The 18759-nt window shown below is 70.9% G+C and carries 16 protein-coding genes; 13 read left to right on the plus strand and 3 right to left on the minus strand.

What is annotated here, in order from left to right; genetic code table 11:
- Window positions 1-36 precede the first annotated feature (36 nt).
- From MICNX66_RS07250 to MICNX66_RS07270, 5 genes are all read left to right on the plus strand, one after another.
- The gene (locus tag MICNX66_RS07250) at window positions 37-942 is read left to right on the plus strand and encodes a carbohydrate ABC transporter permease (protein WP_060920975.1); all 906 of its coding nucleotides are present in this window, start codon (window positions 37-39) and stop codon (window positions 940-942) included.
- Window positions 932-1846 carry a carbohydrate ABC transporter permease gene (locus tag MICNX66_RS07255; RefSeq protein ID WP_060920974.1) on the plus strand — a complete coding sequence of 305 codons (915 nt, stop codon included), beginning with the start codon at window positions 932-934 and terminating at the stop codon, window positions 1844-1846. The genes MICNX66_RS07250 and MICNX66_RS07255 overlap by 11 nt, the downstream gene beginning before the upstream one ends.
- Window positions 1843-2817 (plus strand): ROK family protein, encoded by a 975-nt coding sequence (locus tag MICNX66_RS07260; RefSeq protein ID WP_187663924.1) that lies wholly within the window; start codon window positions 1843-1845, stop codon window positions 2815-2817. Before MICNX66_RS07255 ends, MICNX66_RS07260 begins: the two co-directional genes overlap by 4 nt.
- Window positions 2818-2882: 65 nt before the next feature.
- Window positions 2883-4430, plus strand: a complete 1548-nt coding sequence (locus MICNX66_RS07265; protein ID WP_332107628.1) for a M81 family metallopeptidase — start codon at window positions 2883-2885, stop codon at window positions 4428-4430.
- Window positions 4427-5776 carry an alpha-L-fucosidase gene (locus MICNX66_RS07270; RefSeq protein ID WP_187663926.1) on the plus strand — a complete coding sequence of 450 codons (1350 nt, stop codon included), beginning with the start codon at window positions 4427-4429 and terminating at the stop codon, window positions 5774-5776. The genes MICNX66_RS07265 and MICNX66_RS07270 overlap by 4 nt, the downstream gene beginning before the upstream one ends.
- A 56-nt stretch (window positions 5777-5832) precedes the next feature.
- On the opposite strand, the gene MICNX66_RS07275 is transcribed toward MICNX66_RS07270, so the two are convergent.
- The gene (locus tag MICNX66_RS07275) at window positions 5833-8667 is read right to left on the minus strand and encodes an FAD-binding and (Fe-S)-binding domain-containing protein (RefSeq protein WP_187663927.1); all 2835 of its coding nucleotides are present in this window, start codon (window positions 8665-8667) and stop codon (window positions 5833-5835) included.
- A gap of 74 nt (window positions 8668-8741) precedes the next feature.
- Between MICNX66_RS07275 and MICNX66_RS07280 the strand changes: the two genes are divergently transcribed.
- Window positions 8742-9404 (plus strand): GntR family transcriptional regulator, encoded by a 663-nt coding sequence (locus MICNX66_RS07280; protein WP_187663928.1) that lies wholly within the window; start codon window positions 8742-8744, stop codon window positions 9402-9404.
- A gap of 2 nt (window positions 9405-9406) precedes the next feature.
- Here MICNX66_RS07280 and MICNX66_RS07285 read toward each other — a convergent pair whose 3' ends face one another.
- The gene (locus tag MICNX66_RS07285) at window positions 9407-10357 is read right to left on the minus strand and encodes a hypothetical protein (protein ID WP_187663929.1); all 951 of its coding nucleotides are present in this window, start codon (window positions 10355-10357) and stop codon (window positions 9407-9409) included.
- 83 nt (window positions 10358-10440) lie between these two features.
- On the opposite strand from MICNX66_RS07285, the gene MICNX66_RS07290 reads away from it, so the two are divergent.
- The 3 genes from MICNX66_RS07290 to serA all read left to right on the plus strand — a co-directional run bounded on the left by MICNX66_RS07290 (window position 10441) and on the right by serA (window position 12979).
- On the plus strand, window positions 10441-10911 hold the full coding sequence (locus tag MICNX66_RS07290) for a hypothetical protein (protein ID WP_187663930.1): 471 nt from the start codon (window positions 10441-10443) through the stop codon (window positions 10909-10911).
- On the plus strand, window positions 10908-11243 hold the full coding sequence (locus MICNX66_RS07295; RefSeq protein ID WP_187663931.1) for a hypothetical protein: 336 nt from the start codon (window positions 10908-10910) through the stop codon (window positions 11241-11243). Before MICNX66_RS07290 ends, MICNX66_RS07295 begins: the two co-directional genes overlap by 4 nt.
- Window positions 11244-11374: 131 nt before the next feature.
- On the plus strand, window positions 11375-12979 hold the full coding sequence (gene serA, locus MICNX66_RS07300; protein ID WP_187663932.1) for a phosphoglycerate dehydrogenase: 1605 nt from the start codon (window positions 11375-11377) through the stop codon (window positions 12977-12979).
- Window positions 12980-13052: 73 nt separating this feature from the next.
- Here serA and MICNX66_RS07305 read toward each other — a convergent pair whose 3' ends face one another.
- A complete protein-coding gene (locus MICNX66_RS07305; protein ID WP_187663933.1) occupies window positions 13053-13595 on the minus strand; it encodes a TetR/AcrR family transcriptional regulator in 543 nt (180 codons plus the stop codon).
- A gap of 96 nt (window positions 13596-13691) precedes the next feature.
- Between MICNX66_RS07305 and MICNX66_RS07310 the strand changes: the two genes are divergently transcribed.
- From MICNX66_RS07310 to MICNX66_RS07325, 4 genes are all read left to right on the plus strand, one after another.
- A complete protein-coding gene (locus tag MICNX66_RS07310; protein ID WP_187663934.1) occupies window positions 13692-15227 on the plus strand; it encodes an MFS transporter in 1536 nt (511 codons plus the stop codon).
- Window positions 15228-15309: 82 nt separating this feature from the next.
- Window positions 15310-16353 (plus strand): 3-isopropylmalate dehydrogenase, encoded by a 1044-nt coding sequence (locus MICNX66_RS07315; protein WP_187663935.1) that lies wholly within the window; start codon window positions 15310-15312, stop codon window positions 16351-16353.
- 62 nt (window positions 16354-16415) lie between these two features.
- Window positions 16416-17516, plus strand: a complete 1101-nt coding sequence (locus tag MICNX66_RS07320) for a branched-chain amino acid aminotransferase (RefSeq protein WP_187663936.1) — start codon at window positions 16416-16418, stop codon at window positions 17514-17516.
- 190 nt (window positions 17517-17706) lie between these two features.
- A complete protein-coding gene (locus MICNX66_RS07325) occupies window positions 17707-18687 on the plus strand; it encodes a type IV toxin-antitoxin system AbiEi family antitoxin domain-containing protein (protein ID WP_187663937.1) in 981 nt (326 codons plus the stop codon).
- Window positions 18688-18759 lie beyond the last annotated feature (72 nt).

The raw sequence follows: 18759 nt of genomic DNA on the forward strand, positions 1-18759 counted from the left end.
CCGGCCCGCACAGCAGTAACAGAGAAAGACAACGAGATGACGATCACGACGAGACGTCGAGGATCGCTCGCCAAGGTCGAGGGCCGCCAGGCGCTGGGTTTCGCAAGCCCAGCCCTGGTGGGCCTCGCCCTGTTCACGATCGTGCCCGTGGGGCTCTCGATCGTGATGAGCGTCTTCGACTGGCCGACCTTCGGCGAACGCACCTTCAACGGGGTGGACAACTACGTCAAGCTGTTCACCAGCAGCCCGGACTTCTGGCCCGCGCTGCGCAACTCGGCGGTGTACACGCTGCTGTACGTGCCGTTGAGCGTCGCTCTCTCGCTCGTGCTCGCCCTCGGCCTCGGCCCCCGCATCCGCGGCCGCGGTGCCCTGCGCGTCCTCTTCTTCATCCCCGTCGTGACCCCGATGGTCGCGAACGTCCTGGTGTGGAAGATGATGCTGCAGCCCCAGGGGCTCTTCAACGGCCTCTCGGTCACCTGGTTCGGCATCGAGCTGCCGAACTTCCTCGCCGACCCCAACTGGGCGATGATCATGGTCGTCGTGATGAGCGTCTGGCAGGGACTCGGCTACAACATGCTGATCTTCTCCGCCGCCCTCGAGCAGCTCCCGGAGAGCGTCCTGGAAGCGGCCAGTATCGATGGCGCACAGGGCATCCGGCGTGTGTGGAGCATCATCATCCCGATGATCTCCCCGTCGATCTTCTTCGCGACGATCATGACGATGATCACCTCGCTCCAGGTCTTCGTCCAGCCGCAGATGCTCACCGGAGGCGGCCCCGGCAACGCCACCAAGCCCCTCGTGATGTACATCTGGGAGCAGGGCTTCACCTTCGGCGATCTCGGACTCGCCGCCGCCGCCGCGTGGATCCTGTTCGCGATCATCATCGCGATCACGGGCATCCAGTTCGCCGCACAGAAGAAGTGGGTGCACTATGAGCACTGAGACCCTCGTCCGGCCCACCGGCACCGCCCCGCGGCGTCAGCGCGAGCGGGAGAAGGCGCGTGGTGCGGCGACCACGCCGGGCGCGCGCGCCCGGCTGATCCTCGCGCACGTCACCATCTACGTCGCGGCGCTCATCTTCATCGCGCCGCTCGTCTACGCGTTCTTCTCGGCCCTCAAGCCGAACTCCGAGATGTTCTCGATGCCGCCGACGCTCGTGGGCTCCGAGCTCCGCTGGAGCAACTTCGTCGACGTCTTCGCCTACGGACCGTTCCTCACGTACATCATGAACTCGTTCATCGTGGCGATCGGCGGCACCCTGGTCGTGCTCGTGGTGTCCACGACCGCCGGATACGCGTTCGGGCGCCTGCGCTGGAAGGGCCGCGACGCGGTCTTCGTCCTCTTCCTGGCCACGCTGATGGTGCCCGCCGAGGTGCTCGTCATCCCCATGTTCCAGGTCATGCAGTGGTTCAACTGGGTCGACACCTATCAAGCGCTCATCCTGCCCTTCGCGTTCGGCGCCTTCGGCACGTTCCTGATGCGGCAGTTCTTCCGCGGCATCCCCTACGAGCTGGAGGAGGCGGCCCGTGTCGACGGCGCCGGCCCTGTCCGGTCCTTCCTGCAGATCATCCTGCCGCTGTCGAAGTCCGCGGTCGCGGTACTCGCGGTCTTCACGTTCCTGTCCTTCTGGAACAGCTACCTCTGGCCCCTCATCGTCACGGTCGACTACAACGCGCACGGCACGCTGCCGGTCGGTCTGGCGAGCTTCGCCGGTCTCACCGGCACCCGGTGGGACCTGCAGATGGCCGCCGCCATCATCTCGATGATTCCGACCACCCTGCTCGTGATCGTGCTGCAGAAGCACCTGGTCAAGGGCATCGCGATGGCCGGACTGGGCGGACGATGAACGCGGTCGGGCAGCAGACGGACGACCCTCGACGAACGACCACGGGCCCCGGGTCCGACTTCGCTCTGGCGGGGGTGGACATCGGGGGCACGAAGATCGCGGCCCTCGTCGTGGACGCCTTCGGAGACGTCCTCGCACGCGGAAGCGTCCCGGCGCCCGCGAGCGTCGGCGGCTCGGCGATGGCGGACGCCGCGGCCGGCCTCGTCGCGCGGCTGGCGGCCGAGGCCGGTGTCGCCGTCGCTGCGGTGGGGGTGGGTGCCGCAGGCGTCATCGACCATGAGAGCGGCACCATCCGTGCCGCATCCGCCCTGTTCGCAGACTGGGCGGGCTTTCCGCTCGGCCCGGAGCTGGCGCAGCGCGTCGGCGTCCCGGTGCGGGTGGAGAACGACGTGAACGCCTTCCTCCTCGGAGAAGCCGCCGCGGCGGGTCCGAGCGTTCCCGATGTGCTCGGTGTGATGCTCGGCACGGGCGTCGGCGGCGCGCTGGTCATCGGCGGGGAGCTGCACCACGGCCCCCACGGCGCGGCCGGCGAGATCGGGCACACGCCCGGTTACAGCGACCTCGTCTGCACCTGCGGGCAGACCGGTCACCTGGAGACCCTGGCGTCCGGGACGTCGATCGCCCGGCGGTTCGAGGAGCGCACCGGTCGTCCGGTGAACGATGCCAGGGAGGTCGCGGAGGCCGCACGGGCCGGCGACGCCGACGCCCGCGCCGTGTTCGACGCCGCCGGACGGGCGCTCGCTCTCGCCTGCGCCAGTGCCGCGACGCTCCTCGACCTGCCGATCGCCATCGTCGGCGGCGGGGTCACGGCCGCCTGGGACCTCCTGGAGCCGTCGATCGAGCGGACGCTCGGTACCGATGCCCCGGTGTCGGGCATCGCGCTGCGCGTCGTCCCCGCCGTCCTCGGAGCCGACGCCGTCGCGCTCGGCGCCATCGAGAGCGCACGACGCGCCCTCGCCCCCGTTTCCTGACCACGACTGCGACCGCAGAGGAGAACACCACCGTGACCGCACGCCCGGAAGCCCACGAGATCTGGATGGGTCCGCTGCCGCCGCTCGCCGAGGGCGGGCTCGCGCGGCCCCGGATCGGCATCGGCGGCATCTCCATCGAGTCGAGCACCTTCTCCCCGCATATCTCCGGGGACGAGGCCTTCACGATCCGCACCGGCGATGCACTGCGGGCGTACTACCCGTTCCTCGACGCCGGACGCGAGCTCGCCGAGGCCGCGGAGTGGGTCCCGCTCACGCACGGCCGTTCGCTGCCCGGCGGTGCCGTGGACCCGGACACCTACCGCCGGATGAAGGACGCGATCGTCGAGGGGATCCGCACGCAGGGGCCGTTCGACGGATTCTTCTTCGACATCCACGGCGCGATGAGCGTCGTCGGGATGGACGATGCCGAGGGCGACCTCGCTCTCGCGGTGCGGGACGCCCTGGGCCCGGACACCCTCGTCTCCACATCGATGGACCTGCACGGCAACGTCTCGGAGACTCTGCGCGACGCGGTGGATCTGCTCACCTGCTACCGGATGGCGCCGCATGAGGACTGGCTGAACACGAAGGAGCGGGCGGTGTGGAACCTGCTCGACCGTCTCCGTGGACCGCACGGCGGCGACGTGCAGGCGCGGCGGCCCTTCACCGCCTGGGTGCCCGTACCCGTGCTGCTGCCGGGGGAGAAGACCAGCACGCGGTTGGAACCCGCGCGGAGCATCTATGCCGAGCTCCCCGAGATCGAGGCGCTGCCGGGCGTCGTGGACGCGTCGGTGTGGATCGGCTACGCATGGGCCGACGAGCCGCGCTGCCAGGCGTACGTCGTGGTCACCGGGGACGACAGGGAGGTCATCGCCCGTGAGGCGGAGCGCGTGGCCCGGATGTTCTGGGAGGCACGGGAGGACTTCGTCTTCGTCGCGAAGACGGGAAGCCTCGACGACGCGCTGGAGGAGGCGCTGGCCCTCGGTGCCCCGCGTCCGTACGTGATCTCCGACTCCGGGGACAACCCGACGGCCGGGGGAGCGGGCGATGTGACCTGGTCCCTCGCCCACCTGCTGCAGCGACCCGAGCTCACCGACGGCACGCACACGACGCTGGTCGCCTCGATCTTCGATCCGCGGGCCGTCGCCGAAGCCGTGGAGGCGGGCGTCGGTGCGACGGTCACGCTGTCAGCCGGAGCCGCGGTCGATTCCGGGCCCCACGGACCGGTCGAGATCACCGGAACGGTGTTCTCCGTCACCGACGGCGACCCGGACGCCGGCACCCAGGTGGTGCTCGCGGTCGGCGGGCTGCACGCCATCGTGACCGAGCGCCGCAAGCCCTTCCACCACCTCTCCGACTTCCGGATGCTGGGGCTCGAGCCGACGACGGCCGACATCGTGGTCGTGAAGATCGGCTACCTGGAGCCGGAGCTGTACGAGCTGGCAGCGGGATGGACGCTGGCGCTCACCCCGGGCGGGGTGGACCAGGACCTGCTCCGCCTCGGACACCATCGCCTGCGCCCCGGGGTGTTCCCGTTCGACACGACAGGCGACCCCGATCTGACCGCGGTGGTCGTGCGCCGCGGGGCCGACGAGGAGGACACGGCATCATGATGAACTTCGAGAAGCGCACCGGCCCCGACTTCGGTGCGGCGTCCCCGGTCTACCCCGCGAACGGCGTGCCGGACTGGTACCGCGACGCCAAGCTCGGCTTCTTCGTGCACTGGGGGCTGTACTCCGTGCCGGCGTGGGCCGTGCAGCACGGGGAGGGCGTGAACATCCCCACCGAGGATGCCTATGCGTGGCACCAGTACGCGGAGTGGTACGGCAACACGGTGCGCATCCCGGGCAGCCCGACGTGGGAGCGCCACCAGCGCACCTACGGTCCTGGGACCTCGTACGAGGACCTCGCCGACCAGTGGGACGCCGACGCCTTCGATGCCGAGGCCTTCGTCGGTGAACTCGTCGCGGCCGGAGCGCGCTATGTCGTGCCCACGACCAAGCACCACGAGGGGTTCTGTCTGTGGGACACCGCCACGACCGGATTCAACGCCGTCGCGCGCGGCCCTCGCCGTGACCTCATCTCCGAGTTCCACGACGCCACGCGGCGGGCGGGAGCCAAGTTCGGCGTGTACTACTCCGGAGCGCTCGACTGGCACGTCAGCGACTTCCCGCCGATCGAGTCGGACACCGACCTGTTCCGGTTCCGTCGCAACGACGCCCACTTCTCCCGCTACGCCGCCGCGCAGCTCGAGGAGCTCGTGGAGCGGTTCGCGCCCGACGTGCTCTGGAACGACATCGAGTGGCCGGACGGCGGCAAGGGCACGGAGGAGTACGCCGTGGCCGCACTCCTGCAGCGGTACTTCGACGCCGTCCCGGACGGTGTGGTCAACGACCGCTGGGGTGTGCCGTACCACGGGTTCCTCACCCGCGAATACACGGACATCCCGGACATCATCCCCGAGCCGTGGGAGTCGACCCGCGGGCTCGGCTACTCGTTCGGGTTCAACCAGGCGGAGGACGAGCGCCACTCGCTGTCCGGGGCGGCCCTGATCCGGCTCCTCGTCGACGTCGTCGCGAAGAACGGCAACCTGCTCATCAACGTCGGCCCCGCGGCGGACGGATCCATTCCGGCGCTGCAGCGGAAGGCGATGCAGGAGCTCGGCAGCTGGCTGGCCGTGAACGGTGCGGCGATCTACGGCACGCGGCCCTGGACGCGGATGGGGGAGCGCACGGGGGCTCCTCGCCGCTACACCACGTCCACCGACGCGGTGCACGTGCATGCGCTCGACCCGGCGGACGGCGAGTTCGAGCTGCCGTCCGAGCTCACGGCCGCTGCGCTGTCGTGGGCCGACGGGACCCCGGCGGAGGTGTCCGCAGACGGCGGTTCGACCCGCATCGTGATCCCGGCCGGTCTCCGCGAGGCTCCGGTCGCCGTGCTCACCGCGCACGGCGCCTGACACAGGCTCCGCAGAAGGGCCCCCGTCGGATCCGACGGGGGCCCTTCGTCGCTGAGCTAGGGGCGCGTGCGCTCCTCGAGAACCTCGATCACGTGGCGGTACGGGCGGCCGGTGGCGCGGGTCATGCCGATCTCGCACGTGCGGTTGGCCGACACGAAGGCGTCGAAGCCGCCGCGGGCCGTATCGGCCGCGGAGACTTCGGCCGATTCCTGGGCTGTCGCGCTCGCGGTGAGCTCGGGGTGCAGCATGCCGCGGTCACCGGCGAACGCGCAGCAGCCCCAGCCGTCGGGCACGAAGACCTCGTCAGCGACGGCGGCGGCGATCGCTGTCAGCGCCCCGGTCGCGCCGAGCGCGGTCGTCGAACAGGTCGGGTGCACGGCGATCGAGGGGAGCTTCGCATCGACGGAGAGGCGCGGCAGCACCTCCCGCGCGACGAACGTGGTGGCGTCCTCGATGCGCAGACCGGCGTACTCCGGATGGGCGGCGACGGCCTGGGTGAGCATGACGTCGAGGCCCTCGGTGCAGGAGGCCGCGTCGCAGACGACCGGGAGCTCCCCGTGGCGGCTGGCGTCCCAGAGCGAGGCCAGCACCCGGTCGGACATGAGGCGATAGCCGTCGAGGTGCCCCTTGGACTTCCACGGTGTCCCGCAGCAGAGCCCGCCGTTCTCCTCCGGGACCACGACGGGGATCCCGGCGCGGTCGAGCAGGGCGCGCAGGGCGTCGCGGGAGCCGGGACCCTCGTCCTCCGGACCGAACATCGTGCCGATGCAGGCGCCGAAGAAGACGGCCTGGGCGTCGGGAGGCGAGACCGGTCGAGGCGGCGCGGTGCCGCCGCGGGGGAGACCCCCGTCGTAGAGGGGGACGGTATCGGCGCCGAGCACCGCCCGTCCGACCCGCGTCGCGCCGCGCACGAGCGGGACGGGGAGAGCATCGGCGACCGTGAGGGCGACGCCGCCGGCGCGAGTGACGGTGCTCCAGTGCTTCGCCGCCGTCCCCCAGGCCGCACCCTCCACCGCGTTCTCCTGCTCGGCCCGGAGGCGGCGGACGAGGTCGCCGGTGTTGATGTCCACCGGACACGCGACGCCGCACATGCCGTCGACCGCGCAGGTCTGCACGCCGTCGTAGTCGTAGTCCGCGCGCAGGTCCCGCAGCAGCGCCGTGTCGCCCTGCTCCTCGGCCCAGGCCATGTCCCGGCGCAGCACGATGCGCTGCCGCGGGGTGAGCGTGATGCTCTTGCTCGGGCAGGTCGGCTCGCAGTAGCCGCACTCCACGCAGCGGTCCACCTCGCGCTCCACCGTGGGCACGCGCTTGAGATCCCGGAGGTACGAGTCCGGGTCGTCGGACAGCACGACGCCGGGGTTGAGGATCCCGTCCGGATCGAACAGCCGCTTGATCTCCCACATCATGTCGGTGAGCTCGTCGCCGTACTGACGCCGCACGAACGGCGCCATGATGCGTCCGGTACCGTGCTCGGCCTTGAGGGATCCCTCCTGTGCGAGGACGAGCTCGACGAGGTCGTCCGTGAAGCGGCGGTACCGCGCCACGCTCTCGGGGTCGTCGAAGCGCTCGTTCAGCAGGAAGTGGACGTTGCCGTCCTTCGCGTGCCCGAAGATCACGGAGCCCTCGTAGCCGTGCTCCGCGAACAGCTCGATCAGTCGCTCGCAGGTGGCCAGCAGCCGGGGGACGGGGACGACGATGTCTTCGAGGAGCGCGGTCGTCCCGGACGGCCGCGCCCCGGCGACAGCGGTGTAGAGGCCCTTGCGGACGTGCCACAGTGCGGCGCGCTCGGCGGCATCGGTCGTCAGGCGTGGGGCGACGGCGAGGGGGAGGGCATCGAAGTGCGCCTGCGCTGATGCGCTCGCGACGGCGAGGGCGTCGTCATCCACGGCGTGCACCTCGACCAGGAGGGCGGCGTGGCCCTGGACGTCGATCTCGGAGATCGCGGCGGGGACGTCGCTCAGGCCCTGGGCGACGCGCAGTGAGGCGGCGTCCAGGAGCTCGATCGTCGCGAGTCCGAGCTCCGTGAGAGCGGGGAGCGCGGTCATCGCCGCCGACAGCGTCTCGAAGACGAGCAGACCGGTGGCGATCGCGGGGCGCACCTCGATGGTGCGGAAACGGGCCTCCGCGACGAAGCCGAGGGTCCCTTCCGATCCGATGAGGAGGTGCTCCAGGATCCGCACCGGGTCGTCGAAGTCGAGCAGGGCGTTCAGGCCGTAGCCCATCGTGTTCTTCATCGAGAACTGCTGCCGCAGGAAGGCGACGTTCCCGGGCGAGGCGAGCAGACGCTCCCGGAGCGACGACAGTCCGGCGAACAGGGCGGGTTCCGCGGCGCGGAGCACGTCCGCGGCGTCCGCGCGTCCGGTGTCCAGGACGGTGCCGCTGGGCAGTACGACGACCATCGACGTGATCGTCTGGTACGAGTTCTCCGTGATGCCGCAGGCCATGCCGCTGGAGTTGTTCGCGACGACGCCGCCGATCGTGCAGGCGATCTCGCTGGCCGGATCCGGCCCGAGCTTGCGGCGATACCGGGCCAGCCGCGTGTTCACCTGCCGGACGGTGGCCCCGGGGCCGACCCTGACCGCGGCGCCGTCGTCCTCGATGTGGATGTCGCGGAAGTGGCTGCGCGTGTCGACGAGGATATCGCCGCTGATGCCCTGTCCGGAGAGGCTGGTGCCGCCGGAGCGGAACGTGAGCGTGCGTCCGGCCGCCCGGACCGCCGAGAACGCGCGGGCGACGCCCTCGGCGTCCGCGGGGGACAGCACCGCGTCCGGGACGAGCAGGTAATGCGAGGCGTCGTGGGCGCGGGCGAAGCGGTCGATGGATCGGGCGTGGACCTGCGTCTCGGGCCCCAGCAGTGCGGGATCGAGGGGGTGGTCGAGGGTGGTGGGCACGGTGCTCCTCTGCTCCGCTCGAAGATTGTCAGACAAGTGTACTGAACGACGGACGCCTCACTAGACTGTTCCGCATGACCTCGATCGCGGAGCGCCCCCTCGGCGTGGTCGGCGTGGTCGACGCCGTGACCGGACAGCTGCGCAGCCGGATCCTCTCCGGCGAGATCCGCTCGGGGGAGCCTCTGACCGAGGCGGCCGTCTCCCAGACCTACGGCGTCGCCCGTCCCAGCGCCAAAGCGGCCATCGAGCAGCTCGTGGCCAGCGGGCTGCTCGTGCGGACGGCGCATCGCACGGCGCGCGTGGTCGGCATCGAGGCGGAGACCGTCCGCGACGTCTACCGCACGCGGATCCGGCTGGAGAGCGCGGCACTACGCGAGCTGGCGGAGAGCGCCGCCGTGCCGGCGGCCGCCGTGGCGGCGAACGCCGAGCTGCAGGCGATGGCACCTGGCCCCGATCCCGCGACGGTCGATCCCGACCTCCGTTTCCACATGGCGCTCATCGACGCCCTGGGCAGCGAGCGGACCAGCCGCATGTACCGGAGCGTGCTGGACGAGGTGCGGCTGTGCATGGCGCAGGTGCAGGGTCGGCGTCTCCTGGATGCCGACCTCATCGCCGCCCAGCACGCCGAGATGCTCGAGGCCGTCGCCGCCGGCGACGCGGAGCGCGCGGCCGCGGTGCTGCATGCCCACCTCGCCTCGGCGGAGGACCGTCTCGTCGAGGCCCTGAGCGCCTCCTGACGTCAGCCTTCGTCGGCCGGGGCGTCCTCGATCTGGGTCGGGGCATCCGTCGGGTCGGCCCAGACAGGAGCGGGGAGAGGCGTGTCGACCTGGCCGGCCTGGATCGCGCGGAGGGCCTCGGTGATCTCGTCGGCGTTCTCGGGTACCGCCAGGCCGCAGGTGCGCAGCTCGGACGCGAACTGCAGGGTGAGCCGGATCTTCCCCGCCTCGATGGCCTCGGAGGTGGTGCCGGTGCGGATCTCGCTGCCGGTCTGGATCGCGGGCACCTCGTCGCAGACGTGATAGACCTTGCCGCCGTCGACCCACACGACCTCATCGGCCCCGAGGAGCTGGATCACGGCCGACTGATCCGCGGTGTACTGCTCGACGGACGGCGGGGCGAAGCTCGTCCCGACGATCGCGGCGAGGACGGCCAGGACGATGCCGACGATGCCGGCGGTCGCCTTCTGCCCCTTGTCCATGTCCTTGTTCAGGAAGATGAGGATGACCAGGGGGAGGAAGGCCACGACCGCGATGATCGCGCCGAGCTGGTTCTGGATGAAGAACCGCGTCTTGTCGGCGCGGCGCGCGGGGTCGAGAGTGTTGGCCTTCTTCCACAGGATCGAGCCGATGATCGACAGCGCCGCGATCACGACCAGCAGGACGAGCAGGGCGACGAACGCCCACTGGGGGAACTGCGCCGTCGCTCCCTGCTCTTCCAGGAGGCCGGTGTCCGGATCGCGGAGCAGCGCGCCGCCCTCGTCGACGAACTCGCGCTGGCGCAGGAGCCAGAAGATGCCGACGGCCTCGCCCGCGATCACGAGCGCCCAGAGGACCGCGGCGATGATGCGGAAGCGCGTCGCGGAGGCCTTGGCCTCCGGGCTCGGCGTCCAGCCCGCGGGCGGTTCGCCGGTCGTGGCGCCGGCCGTGGAACGACGCGGCGCAGCAGACGACGTGGGCTCGTTCTCGGCCATGGTTGTCCTTTCCCCCGAAAGTCCCCGGCGACCCCGCCGAGGCATCCCCGAGCCTAGTGGTCGGGGTGTCCTACTCTGGAGAGATGACATCCGATTCGGACGACGCCCTGAGCTGGGACGGCGACGACAGCGCGGAGCAGCGCCCCCGGGACGCCGCACGGCGTTCCACGCCTGCTCCGGAACCGATGCCGGCCGAGGCCGTCGCACCCTCGGCGTCCGCACCCGCGTCGGTGGACGAGGAGACCGCAGCGCCCTCCGGTCTCAGCAATGCGATGCTGGTCCTCGTCGGCGTCGTCGGGGGCGTCTATCTGCTCTACACCGTGGGGTGGATCGCCGGCGGTCTCCGCCTGCAGCCGCTCGCCTCGTTCCTCGTCGCGGATTTCATGTTCCTGCCCTGGTTCGTGCTGGCGATCGCCGCCCCCGCGCTCTGGTTCCTCGCGACGTGGGTGCTGACGCGGGGCCGGGCCTCCTGGATCCGCGCCGCCGTGCTCCTGGCCGGCGTCGTGCTGCTCGTGCCGTGGCCGTTCGTGACCGTGGGGGTGATCGGCTCATGACCGCTCCGAAGGCACCGTCCGCCGTGGCGACCGGTTCGCCGCGCTGGCTCGTGTGGACCGTCATCGCCCTCGCCGGGCTCTTCTACGCGTATGCGGTGTGGAACGCGGTCGCGCACCTCATCACCATGGCCCAGACCGGCCTCACCGGCGCCGGATGGGCGACGCTGCTGTTCGGCGTGGTGTTCCCCGTGATCGTGTTCGGGTTCGCCTTCGCCATCGGCCGACGCCGTCGTGTGGGGGAGCTCGCCCTGACCTTCCTCGCCGGACTCGGCATCGTCGCGGTGTTCTGGATGAGCCTGCTCGCGCTGAGTCTGACGCTGCCCAGCGCCTGAGCCGGATCCGTCGCGCCGTCACACGGCACGGAGCGCCCCCGGGGCTCCGGTAGAGTTGTCGCGATCGCGCCCCCGACGGTGTGCGGCGCATCGGCCCCTCCCGCCTGTCGCGCTGCCCCGAAGGATCCACTGTGCCGAAGCCTGTCGTGCTCATCGCCGAAGTACTCTCTCCCGCCACGATCGAGGCGCTCGGCCCCGACTTCGACGTCCGCCACGTCGACGGCACCGATCGCGAGGCGCTCTTCGCCGCCCTCGCGGAGTCGGACGCGGTGCTCATCCGCTCCGCGACCCGCATCGACGAGGAGGCGCTGTCGCACGCGCCGAAGCTCAAGGTCGTCGCGCGGGCCGGTGTCGGCCTCGACAACGTCGACATCAAGGCTGCGACCGCGGCCGGCGTCATGGTCGTCAACGCCCCGACGTCGAACATCGTCTCCGCCGCCGAGCTGACGGTCGGCCACATCCTCAGCCTCGCCCGCCGGATCCCGGCCGCGCACGCCTCGCTCTCCGCCGGCCAGTGGAAGCGCAGCTCCTTCACCGGTGCCGAGCTCTTCGAGAAGACCGTCGGCATCGTCGGACTCGGCCGGATCGGCGCCCTCGTCGCCGCTCGCCTGGCCGCCTTCGACATGCGCGTCGTCGCGTACGACCCCTACGTCACCTCGGCGCGCGCCCAGCAGCTCGGCGTGCAGCTCCTCTCGCTGGACGAGCTCGTCGCCGAAGCCGACTTCCTCACGATCCACATGCCCAAGACCCCGGAGACGACGGGCATGATCGGCGCCGAGCAGTTCGCCGCCATGAAGCCGACCGCCTTCGTCGTGAACGTCGCCCGCGGCGGGCTCATCGACGAGGAGGCGCTGCACGAAGCTCTCGTCGCCGGTGAGATCGCCGGTGCGGGTCTGGACGTCTTCACTTCCGAGCCCCCGGCCGAGGGAGGCAGCGCCCGTGCCCTGCTCGACCTCCCGAACGTCGTCGTCACGCCGCACCTCGGTGCGAGCACGGAAGAGGCACAGGAGAAGGCCGGCGTCTCGGTCGCGCGCTCGGTGCGGCTCGCGCTCGGCGGTGACCTCGTCCCGGATGCGGTCAACGTCGCGGGCGGCGTCATCGACCCGTACGTGCGTCCCGGCATCTCGCTCGTGGAGAAGCTCGGTCAGATCTTCGCCGCACTGGCCACGTCGCCGCTCACGAGCCTCGACGTCGAGGTGCACGGCGAGCTCAACGACTACGACGTGAGCGTGCTCAAGCTCGCCGCCCTCAAGGGTGTCTTCACGAACATCGTGAGCGAGACCGTGTCGTACGTGAACGCGCCCCTCCTGGCGGAGCAGCGCGGCATCGCGGTGCGCCTGCTCAAGGACGACGTGAGCGAGGAGTACCGGAACGTCATCACCCTCACGGGGGCGCTGTCCGACGGAACGCAGCTCTCGGTGTCGGGCACGCTGACCGGACCGAAGCAGGCCGAGAAGCTCGTCGGCATCAACGACCACGCCCTGGAGCTGCCGATCGAGAAGCACCACGTCGTGATGCTCTACACCGACCGTCCCGGCATCGTCGCCGTCTACGGGCAGAAGTTCGGCGAGGCCGGGATCAACATCGCCGGCATGCAGATCTCGCGGCTCGCGGCGGGCGATCAGGCGCTCAGCGTGCTGACGCTCGACTCGCCCGTGTCCGAGGAGCTGCTGGACGACGTGCGCGGTGCCATCGACGCCGACCTCTTCCGTCAGATCGAGATCACCGAGGTCTGACACCGCAGAGCGGGGGAGAAGGGCGGGAGCGCGAGGCTCCCGCCCTTCTCCGTACCCGCAGCCTTGTCCGGCGTCAGGCGGTGGCGCGCAGCACGAGGGCGATGAGATCGGCGAGCTCGTCGCTGCGCGGGACCAGGCGCTCCGGCCCGTGCACGTCGAGCGAGTTGTTGAAGTAGAGGCCGTCGCTCACGAGCATCACGAGGTCGAGGCTGGCGGTGTCGCGGACGTGCGGACGGATCGTCTCCGCCCAGCGACGCCGGGTATCCCGGAGCATGTCGGACGCGGCGGTCGAGCCGCCCTGGGCCAGCCGGGTCGTGGCGATGAGCGCCCGATCGAGGGCGTCGTCCTCCATCACCGAGGTCCGCACGTAGTACGCGACGGGGCCCTCCTCGGCGGCGCGCATGCGCTCCAGGTCGAGGGTGGTCAGGTGGTCCAGGCGCTCCAGGAGCCCGGTCTCCAGGTCGTCCTTGGAGCGGAAGTGGTAGAGCAGGCCGCCCTTCGACACGCCGGCGGCCTTCGCCGTGGCCTCGAGCGTCGCGGCGCGTTCGCCGTCGTCGATGAGGATCGCCTCGAAGGCGTCGAGGACCTTCTCACGGGCGAGGGGAGGGCGGGGCATCGGTCATCCTCTGAGCGGGATCGGGAGGGCTGCATCTGTTACTATACCAGCCGGACGGTTTAGTAACGAGCGGTCCACAGGAAGGAAAGGTGTTCCATGACCCGTACTGCGTCGATCCCGACGACAGAGACGGAAGCTCCCCGCGTCGGGGCTCGGGGGTGGGCGGCGCTCGTCGTCCTCATGCTCCCGGTGCTGCTGGTGTCGGTGGACAACACGGTGCTGAGCTTCGCGCTGCCCGAGATCTCGATCTCGCTCGCGCCGAGCGGGGCCGAGCAGCTGTGGATCATCGACGTCTATCCGCTCGTGCTCGCCGGACTCCTGGTGACCATGGGGACGCTGGGCGACCGCTTCGGGCGCCGCCGCCTGCTCCTCATCGGAGCCACGGGGTTCGCCGTGGTCTCCGCTCTGGCCGCCTTCGCGCCGACCGCGGGCCTTCTCATCGCGGCGCGCGCCCTGCTCGGCTTCTTCGGCGCCATGCTCATGCCCTCGACTCTCTCGCTGCTGCGGTCGATCTTCCAGAACCGCGACCAGCGCCGCATGGCCATCGCGGTCTGGGCGTCTGCGTTCTCCGCCGGATCCGCGCTCGGCCCCATCGTCGGCGGCTTCCTCCTCGAGCACTTCGCGTGGGGCTCGGTGTTCCTCATCGCCGTCCCCGTCCTCATCCCGCTGCTCATCGCCGCGCCGCTGCTCGTGCCGGAGAGCCGTGACCCGAATCCCGGCCGCATCGACCCGCTCAGCATCGTGCTCTCGATGGCCGCGATGATCCCGGTCGTCTACGCCATCAAGTCCTTCGCGGTCGACGGCCCGTCGCTGTACGCCGGGGGATGGGCGCTGCTCGGCCTCGTGATGGGGACGTTGTTCGTGCGCCGTCAGCTCCGTGCCGACACCCCGATGCTCGACATGGCCCTGTTCCGCCGCGGGTCGTTCTCGGGGGCGATCCTGGTGAACCTGCTCAGCGTCGTGGCCCTCGTCGGGTTCCTGTACTTCGTCTCGCAGCACCTGCAGCTCGTGCTGGGGCTCTCGCCGATGGTCGCGGGCCTCGCGCTCGTGCCGGGGATGGCGGCGATGATCGTCGCCGGACTCACGGTGGTGCCGATCTCGCGGCGGGTGCCGCCGCACGTGCTCATCCCGGCGGCGCTGGTGTTCTCCGTCGCGGGGTACCTCATCGTCGCCTTCACGACGCACGAGCACGGCGTGGCACCGCTCATCCTCGCCTTCGTCGTCCTCGGCATCGGCATCGGCGCGGCCGAGACCATCTCGAACGAGCTCATCCTCTCCAGCGCCCCCGCGGCGAAGGCCGGTGCCGCGAGCGCGGTGTCCGAGACGGCGTACGAGCTCGGTGCCGTGCTGGGGACCGCGATCCTGGGCGGCATCATCACCGCGTTCTACCGCGGCGCGCTGGTGCTGCCCGAGGGGCTTCCGGCCGAGGTGGCCCGCGCTGCGCAGGAGACGCTGGCCGGCGCGTACACCGCCGCCCACGAGCTCCCGGCCGCGCTCGGCGACGCCCTGTGGCAGGCAGCGGCCGACGCGTTCGGCTCCGGCGTCACCGTGACCTCGCTCATCGGCGCGGGCCTCGTCGTCGTCGCGGCGGTCATCGCGGCCGTCACACTGCGCAAGGCACCCACGCACTGACCACTACGCTGGGGGGACCGGCCCGTTCGACCCGCGGTCGCGCCGCGGCCGGTCCACCCCCGTGCAGTGCGCAAGGAGTCTCATGTCGCGTGTCGTGAAGCTGGCCGTCATCCCGGGTGACGGCATCGGTCCCGAGGTCATCGCCGAGGCGGAGAAGGTGCTCGACACCGTCACGGCCGACAGCGACGTGACGTTCGACAAGACCCGCTTCTCGCTCGGTGCCGGCCGGTACCTCGAGACGGGCGACACGCTCACGGACGACGACCTCGCCGCGATCGCCGCACACGACGCGATCCTCCTCGGCGCGGTCGGCGGGACGCCGGGCGACCCGCGGCTGAAGGACGCGAACATCGAGCGCGGGCTGCTGCTGAAGCTCCGGTTCACGCTCGACCACTACGTGAACCTGCGTCCCTCGAAGCTCTTCACCGGAGCTCCCGGTCCGCTGTCGGACCCGGGCGAGGTCGACTTCGTCGTCGTCCGCGAGGGGACGGAAGGTCCCTACGTCGGCAACGGCGGAGCGATCCGGAAGGGGACGCCGCAGGAGGTGGCGAACGAGACCTCCGTGAACACGGCGTTCGGTGTCGAGCGGGTCGTCCGCTATGCGTTCGCCCTCGCGGAGCGCCGCCGTCAGAAGCTCACCCTGGTGCACAAGACCAACGTGCTCGTGCACGCCGGCGCGATCTGGCAGCGCATCGTGAACGAGGTCGCCGCCGAGCACCCCGACGTCGCCGTCGACTATCTGCACGTCGACGCCGCCACCATCTTCCTCGTCACCGATCCCTCGCGCTTCGACGTGATCGTGACGGACAATCTCTTCGGTGACATCCTCACCGACCTCGCCGGCGCCGTCACGGGCGGCATCGGCCTCGCCGCCTCCGGGAACATCAATCCCGATGGCAACTTCCCGTCGATGTTCGAGCCCGTGCACGGCTCGGCTCCGGACATCGCGGGTCAGCAGAAGGCCGACCCGACCGCCGCGATCCTCTCCATCGCGCTGCTGCTCGACCACCTCGGCCTGACGGCCGAGTCGGCGCGTGTGAGCGCCGCGGTCGAGGCGGACATCGCCGCCCGCAGCGGTGCCCGCACCACCGCGGAGATCGGCTCCGCGATCACTGCCCGTCTCTGAACGGCGGGCGTAGGCTGACAGGGCGCGAGGATGCGCCCACCCCACGAGGATTGGATGACGACATGACGACGATCGACGCCGAGACGAGCGTGGCTCCCCTGGAGTTCGCCGTGACGAAGAACCTGAACGCGGCCTCGCCGGCACGCGTCGCCGAAGTGCTGGAGAACCCCGGTTTCGGGGTCGTCTTCACCGACCACATGGTCGACATCTGCTGGTCGGTCAAGGGCGGCTGGCACCGTCCGCGTGTGCAGCCCTACGGCCCGATCCCGCTCGACCCCGCGGCGTCCGTGCTGCACTACGCACAGGAGATCTTCGAGGGCATCAAGGCCTACCGGCACGCCGACGGCTCGATCCACACCTTCCGTCCCGACCGCAACGCCGCGCGCCTGCAGGCGAGCGCCCGCCGCCTGGCGCTGCCGGAGCTGCCGACGGAGTACTTCATCCAGTCGCTGCGGGAGCTCATCGCCGTCGACGGCCGGTGGGTGCCGTCCGGTGCCGACCAGAGCCTGTACCTGCGACCGTTCATGTTCGCCAAGGAGGCCTTCCTCGGCGTGCGAGCGGCGCAGAAGGTCGCCTACTACGTGATCGCCAGCCCCGCGGGCGCCTACTTCACCGGAGGCGTGAAGCCGGTGCGCATCTGGCTCTCCGAGGACTACGCCCGCGCCGGCCGCGGTGGCACCGGCAAGGCGAAGACGGGGGGCAACTACGCCTCCAGCCTCCTGCCGCAGGCCGAGGCCAGCGCGAAGGGCTGCGACCAGGTCGTGTTCCTCAACGAGAACCGCGACGTCGAGGAGCTCGGTGGCATGAACGTTGTGTTCGTCTTCAAGGACGGTCGTGTCGTCACGCCGGAGTCCGACAGCATCCTCGAGGGCATCACGCGGGATTCGCTGCTGCAGCTCGCCGAGGACCGCGGCTACACGGTCGAGAAGCGACCGATCTCGATCGACGAGTGGCGCGAGGGCGTGGCCTCCGGCGACATCGTCGAGGTGTTCGCCTGTGGCACGGCCGCGGTCGTGACGCCGATCGGCGCGCTCGTGGGCGAGGGTTTCGACGAGCCGCAGCCGCTGGGCGAGCTGGCGCTGTCGCTCCGCGAGGAGCTCACCGACATCCAGTACGGCCGCCGCGAGGACAAGCACGGCTGGCTCCTCCGCCTCGACGCCTGATTCCATTCCCCGAGACCCCGTCTTCCCGCCGACACCCCGCCGTGTCGACGCGTGGTAGGCGGGGTCTCGTCGTGTACCCGGGGTCTCGCGCGCCGGGGTCGTTCCTGCACAGTGCGGGGGGAGTGGGGGATGAGGGGTGGGGGGTGTGGAGAACGGGGGGAGGAGAGGGTGAGCGGGGGAGAGTGGGGGGATGTCGCGGCGCCTCTCGTTCTCCGATGCCTGGGATCTCGTGCGGTCGCGGGAGGAGGTCCTCGATGCGGGCGTCACGGAACGGGAGCTGGCGGCGGCGGTCGCGCACGGCAGGCTACGGCGCGTGCACCGCGGGGCGTACGTCGACGCGGATGTCTGGGACGAGCTGTGGCCGGAGGGGCGGCAGCTCGTGCGGGTGTGCGCCGTCCGCAGGGCCAGTCCGGGCGGGGGTCCCGTGTTCTCGCACCTCTCCGCCGCCGCGCTCTGGGGGCTGCCGCTCGTGGGGCCGATCCGGGACGACGTGCACACCGCGATCCGCAGCCGTCGGCACACCAGGACCGAGGCCGGGGTCGTCCGACACCAGATGATGCTCGACGAGGGCGATGTCGTCCGGCGGCACGGGCTCCGGTGCACGTCGCTGGCCCGCACCGTGTTCGATCTCGCCCGACTGCTGCGACCGGAGGCCGTCGTCGCCGCGGGGGATGCGGCACTGCGGCTGGTCTCGGTCGACGGGCACGAGGTGGACCAGGATGCCGTCGCCGCCTGGCGGGCCGAAGTCGAAGGCCTGTGCGCGGCGGGACTCCGGGGTGTGCGGCGCGCGCGATGGATCGGAGCCTTCGCGGATGGACGGGCGCAGCTCCCGGGCGAGAGCGTGAGTCGCCTCCAGTTGCATCGACTCGGGTTCCGAGACATCGATCTGCAGGTCCCCCTCGTGGGCTCCGACGGTGCTCGGTACTTCGCCGACTTCGGGTTCCCGCGGTCGCAGGCCCTCGGGGAGTTCGACGGGGAGGACAAGTACCGGGATGCGGAGCTGCGGACGATGCCCACGGCGGCCGATGCGGTGATGGCGGAGAAGCACCGCGAGGACGAGATCCGCGGGGTGACCGGCTGGCGGGTGGTGCGCTGGGGCTCCCGGCACATCCGCACCCCCGAGGACCTCGGACGACGGCTGGGCGCGTTCGGCGTCCGTCCTCCCGGATGAGTTCCGCCGAGGCCCCGGGCTTCCGTCGAGACCCCGCCTCTCCCGCGCAAGCGAACCGGGGTCTCGACGACA

Source organism: Microbacterium sp. Nx66 (assembly GCF_904066215.1).
In the GTDB taxonomy this organism is placed as follows: domain Bacteria; phylum Actinomycetota; class Actinomycetes; order Actinomycetales; family Microbacteriaceae; genus Microbacterium; species Microbacterium meiriae.

Coding starts and splice junctions, on each gene's coding strand:
- MICNX66_RS07250 (WP_060920975.1), top strand. CDS start 37: ATGACGATCACGACGAGACGTCGAGGATCGCTCGCCAAGGTCGAGGGC.
- MICNX66_RS07255 (WP_060920974.1), top strand. CDS start 932: ATGAGCACTGAGACCCTCGTCCGGCCCACCGGCACCGCCCCGCGGCGT.
- MICNX66_RS07260 (WP_187663924.1), top strand. CDS start 1,843: ATGAACGCGGTCGGGCAGCAGACGGACGACCCTCGACGAACGACCACG.
- MICNX66_RS07265 (WP_332107628.1), top strand. CDS start 2,883: ATGGGTCCGCTGCCGCCGCTCGCCGAGGGCGGGCTCGCGCGGCCCCGG.
- MICNX66_RS07270 (WP_187663926.1), top strand. CDS start 4,427: ATGATGAACTTCGAGAAGCGCACCGGCCCCGACTTCGGTGCGGCGTCC.
- MICNX66_RS07280 (WP_187663928.1), top strand. CDS start 8,742: ATGACCTCGATCGCGGAGCGCCCCCTCGGCGTGGTCGGCGTGGTCGAC.
- MICNX66_RS07285 (WP_187663929.1), bottom strand. CDS start 10,357: ATGGCCGAGAACGAGCCCACGTCGTCTGCTGCGCCGCGTCGTTCCACG.
- MICNX66_RS07290 (WP_187663930.1), top strand. CDS start 10,441: ATGACATCCGATTCGGACGACGCCCTGAGCTGGGACGGCGACGACAGC.
- MICNX66_RS07295 (WP_187663931.1), top strand. CDS start 10,908: ATGACCGCTCCGAAGGCACCGTCCGCCGTGGCGACCGGTTCGCCGCGC.
- MICNX66_RS07305 (WP_187663933.1), bottom strand. CDS start 13,595: ATGCCCCGCCCTCCCCTCGCCCGTGAGAAGGTCCTCGACGCCTTCGAG.
- MICNX66_RS07310 (WP_187663934.1), top strand. CDS start 13,692: ATGACCCGTACTGCGTCGATCCCGACGACAGAGACGGAAGCTCCCCGC.
- MICNX66_RS07315 (WP_187663935.1), top strand. CDS start 15,310: ATGTCGCGTGTCGTGAAGCTGGCCGTCATCCCGGGTGACGGCATCGGT.
- MICNX66_RS07320 (WP_187663936.1), top strand. CDS start 16,416: ATGACGACGATCGACGCCGAGACGAGCGTGGCTCCCCTGGAGTTCGCC.
- MICNX66_RS07325 (WP_187663937.1), top strand. CDS start 17,707: ATGTCGCGGCGCCTCTCGTTCTCCGATGCCTGGGATCTCGTGCGGTCG.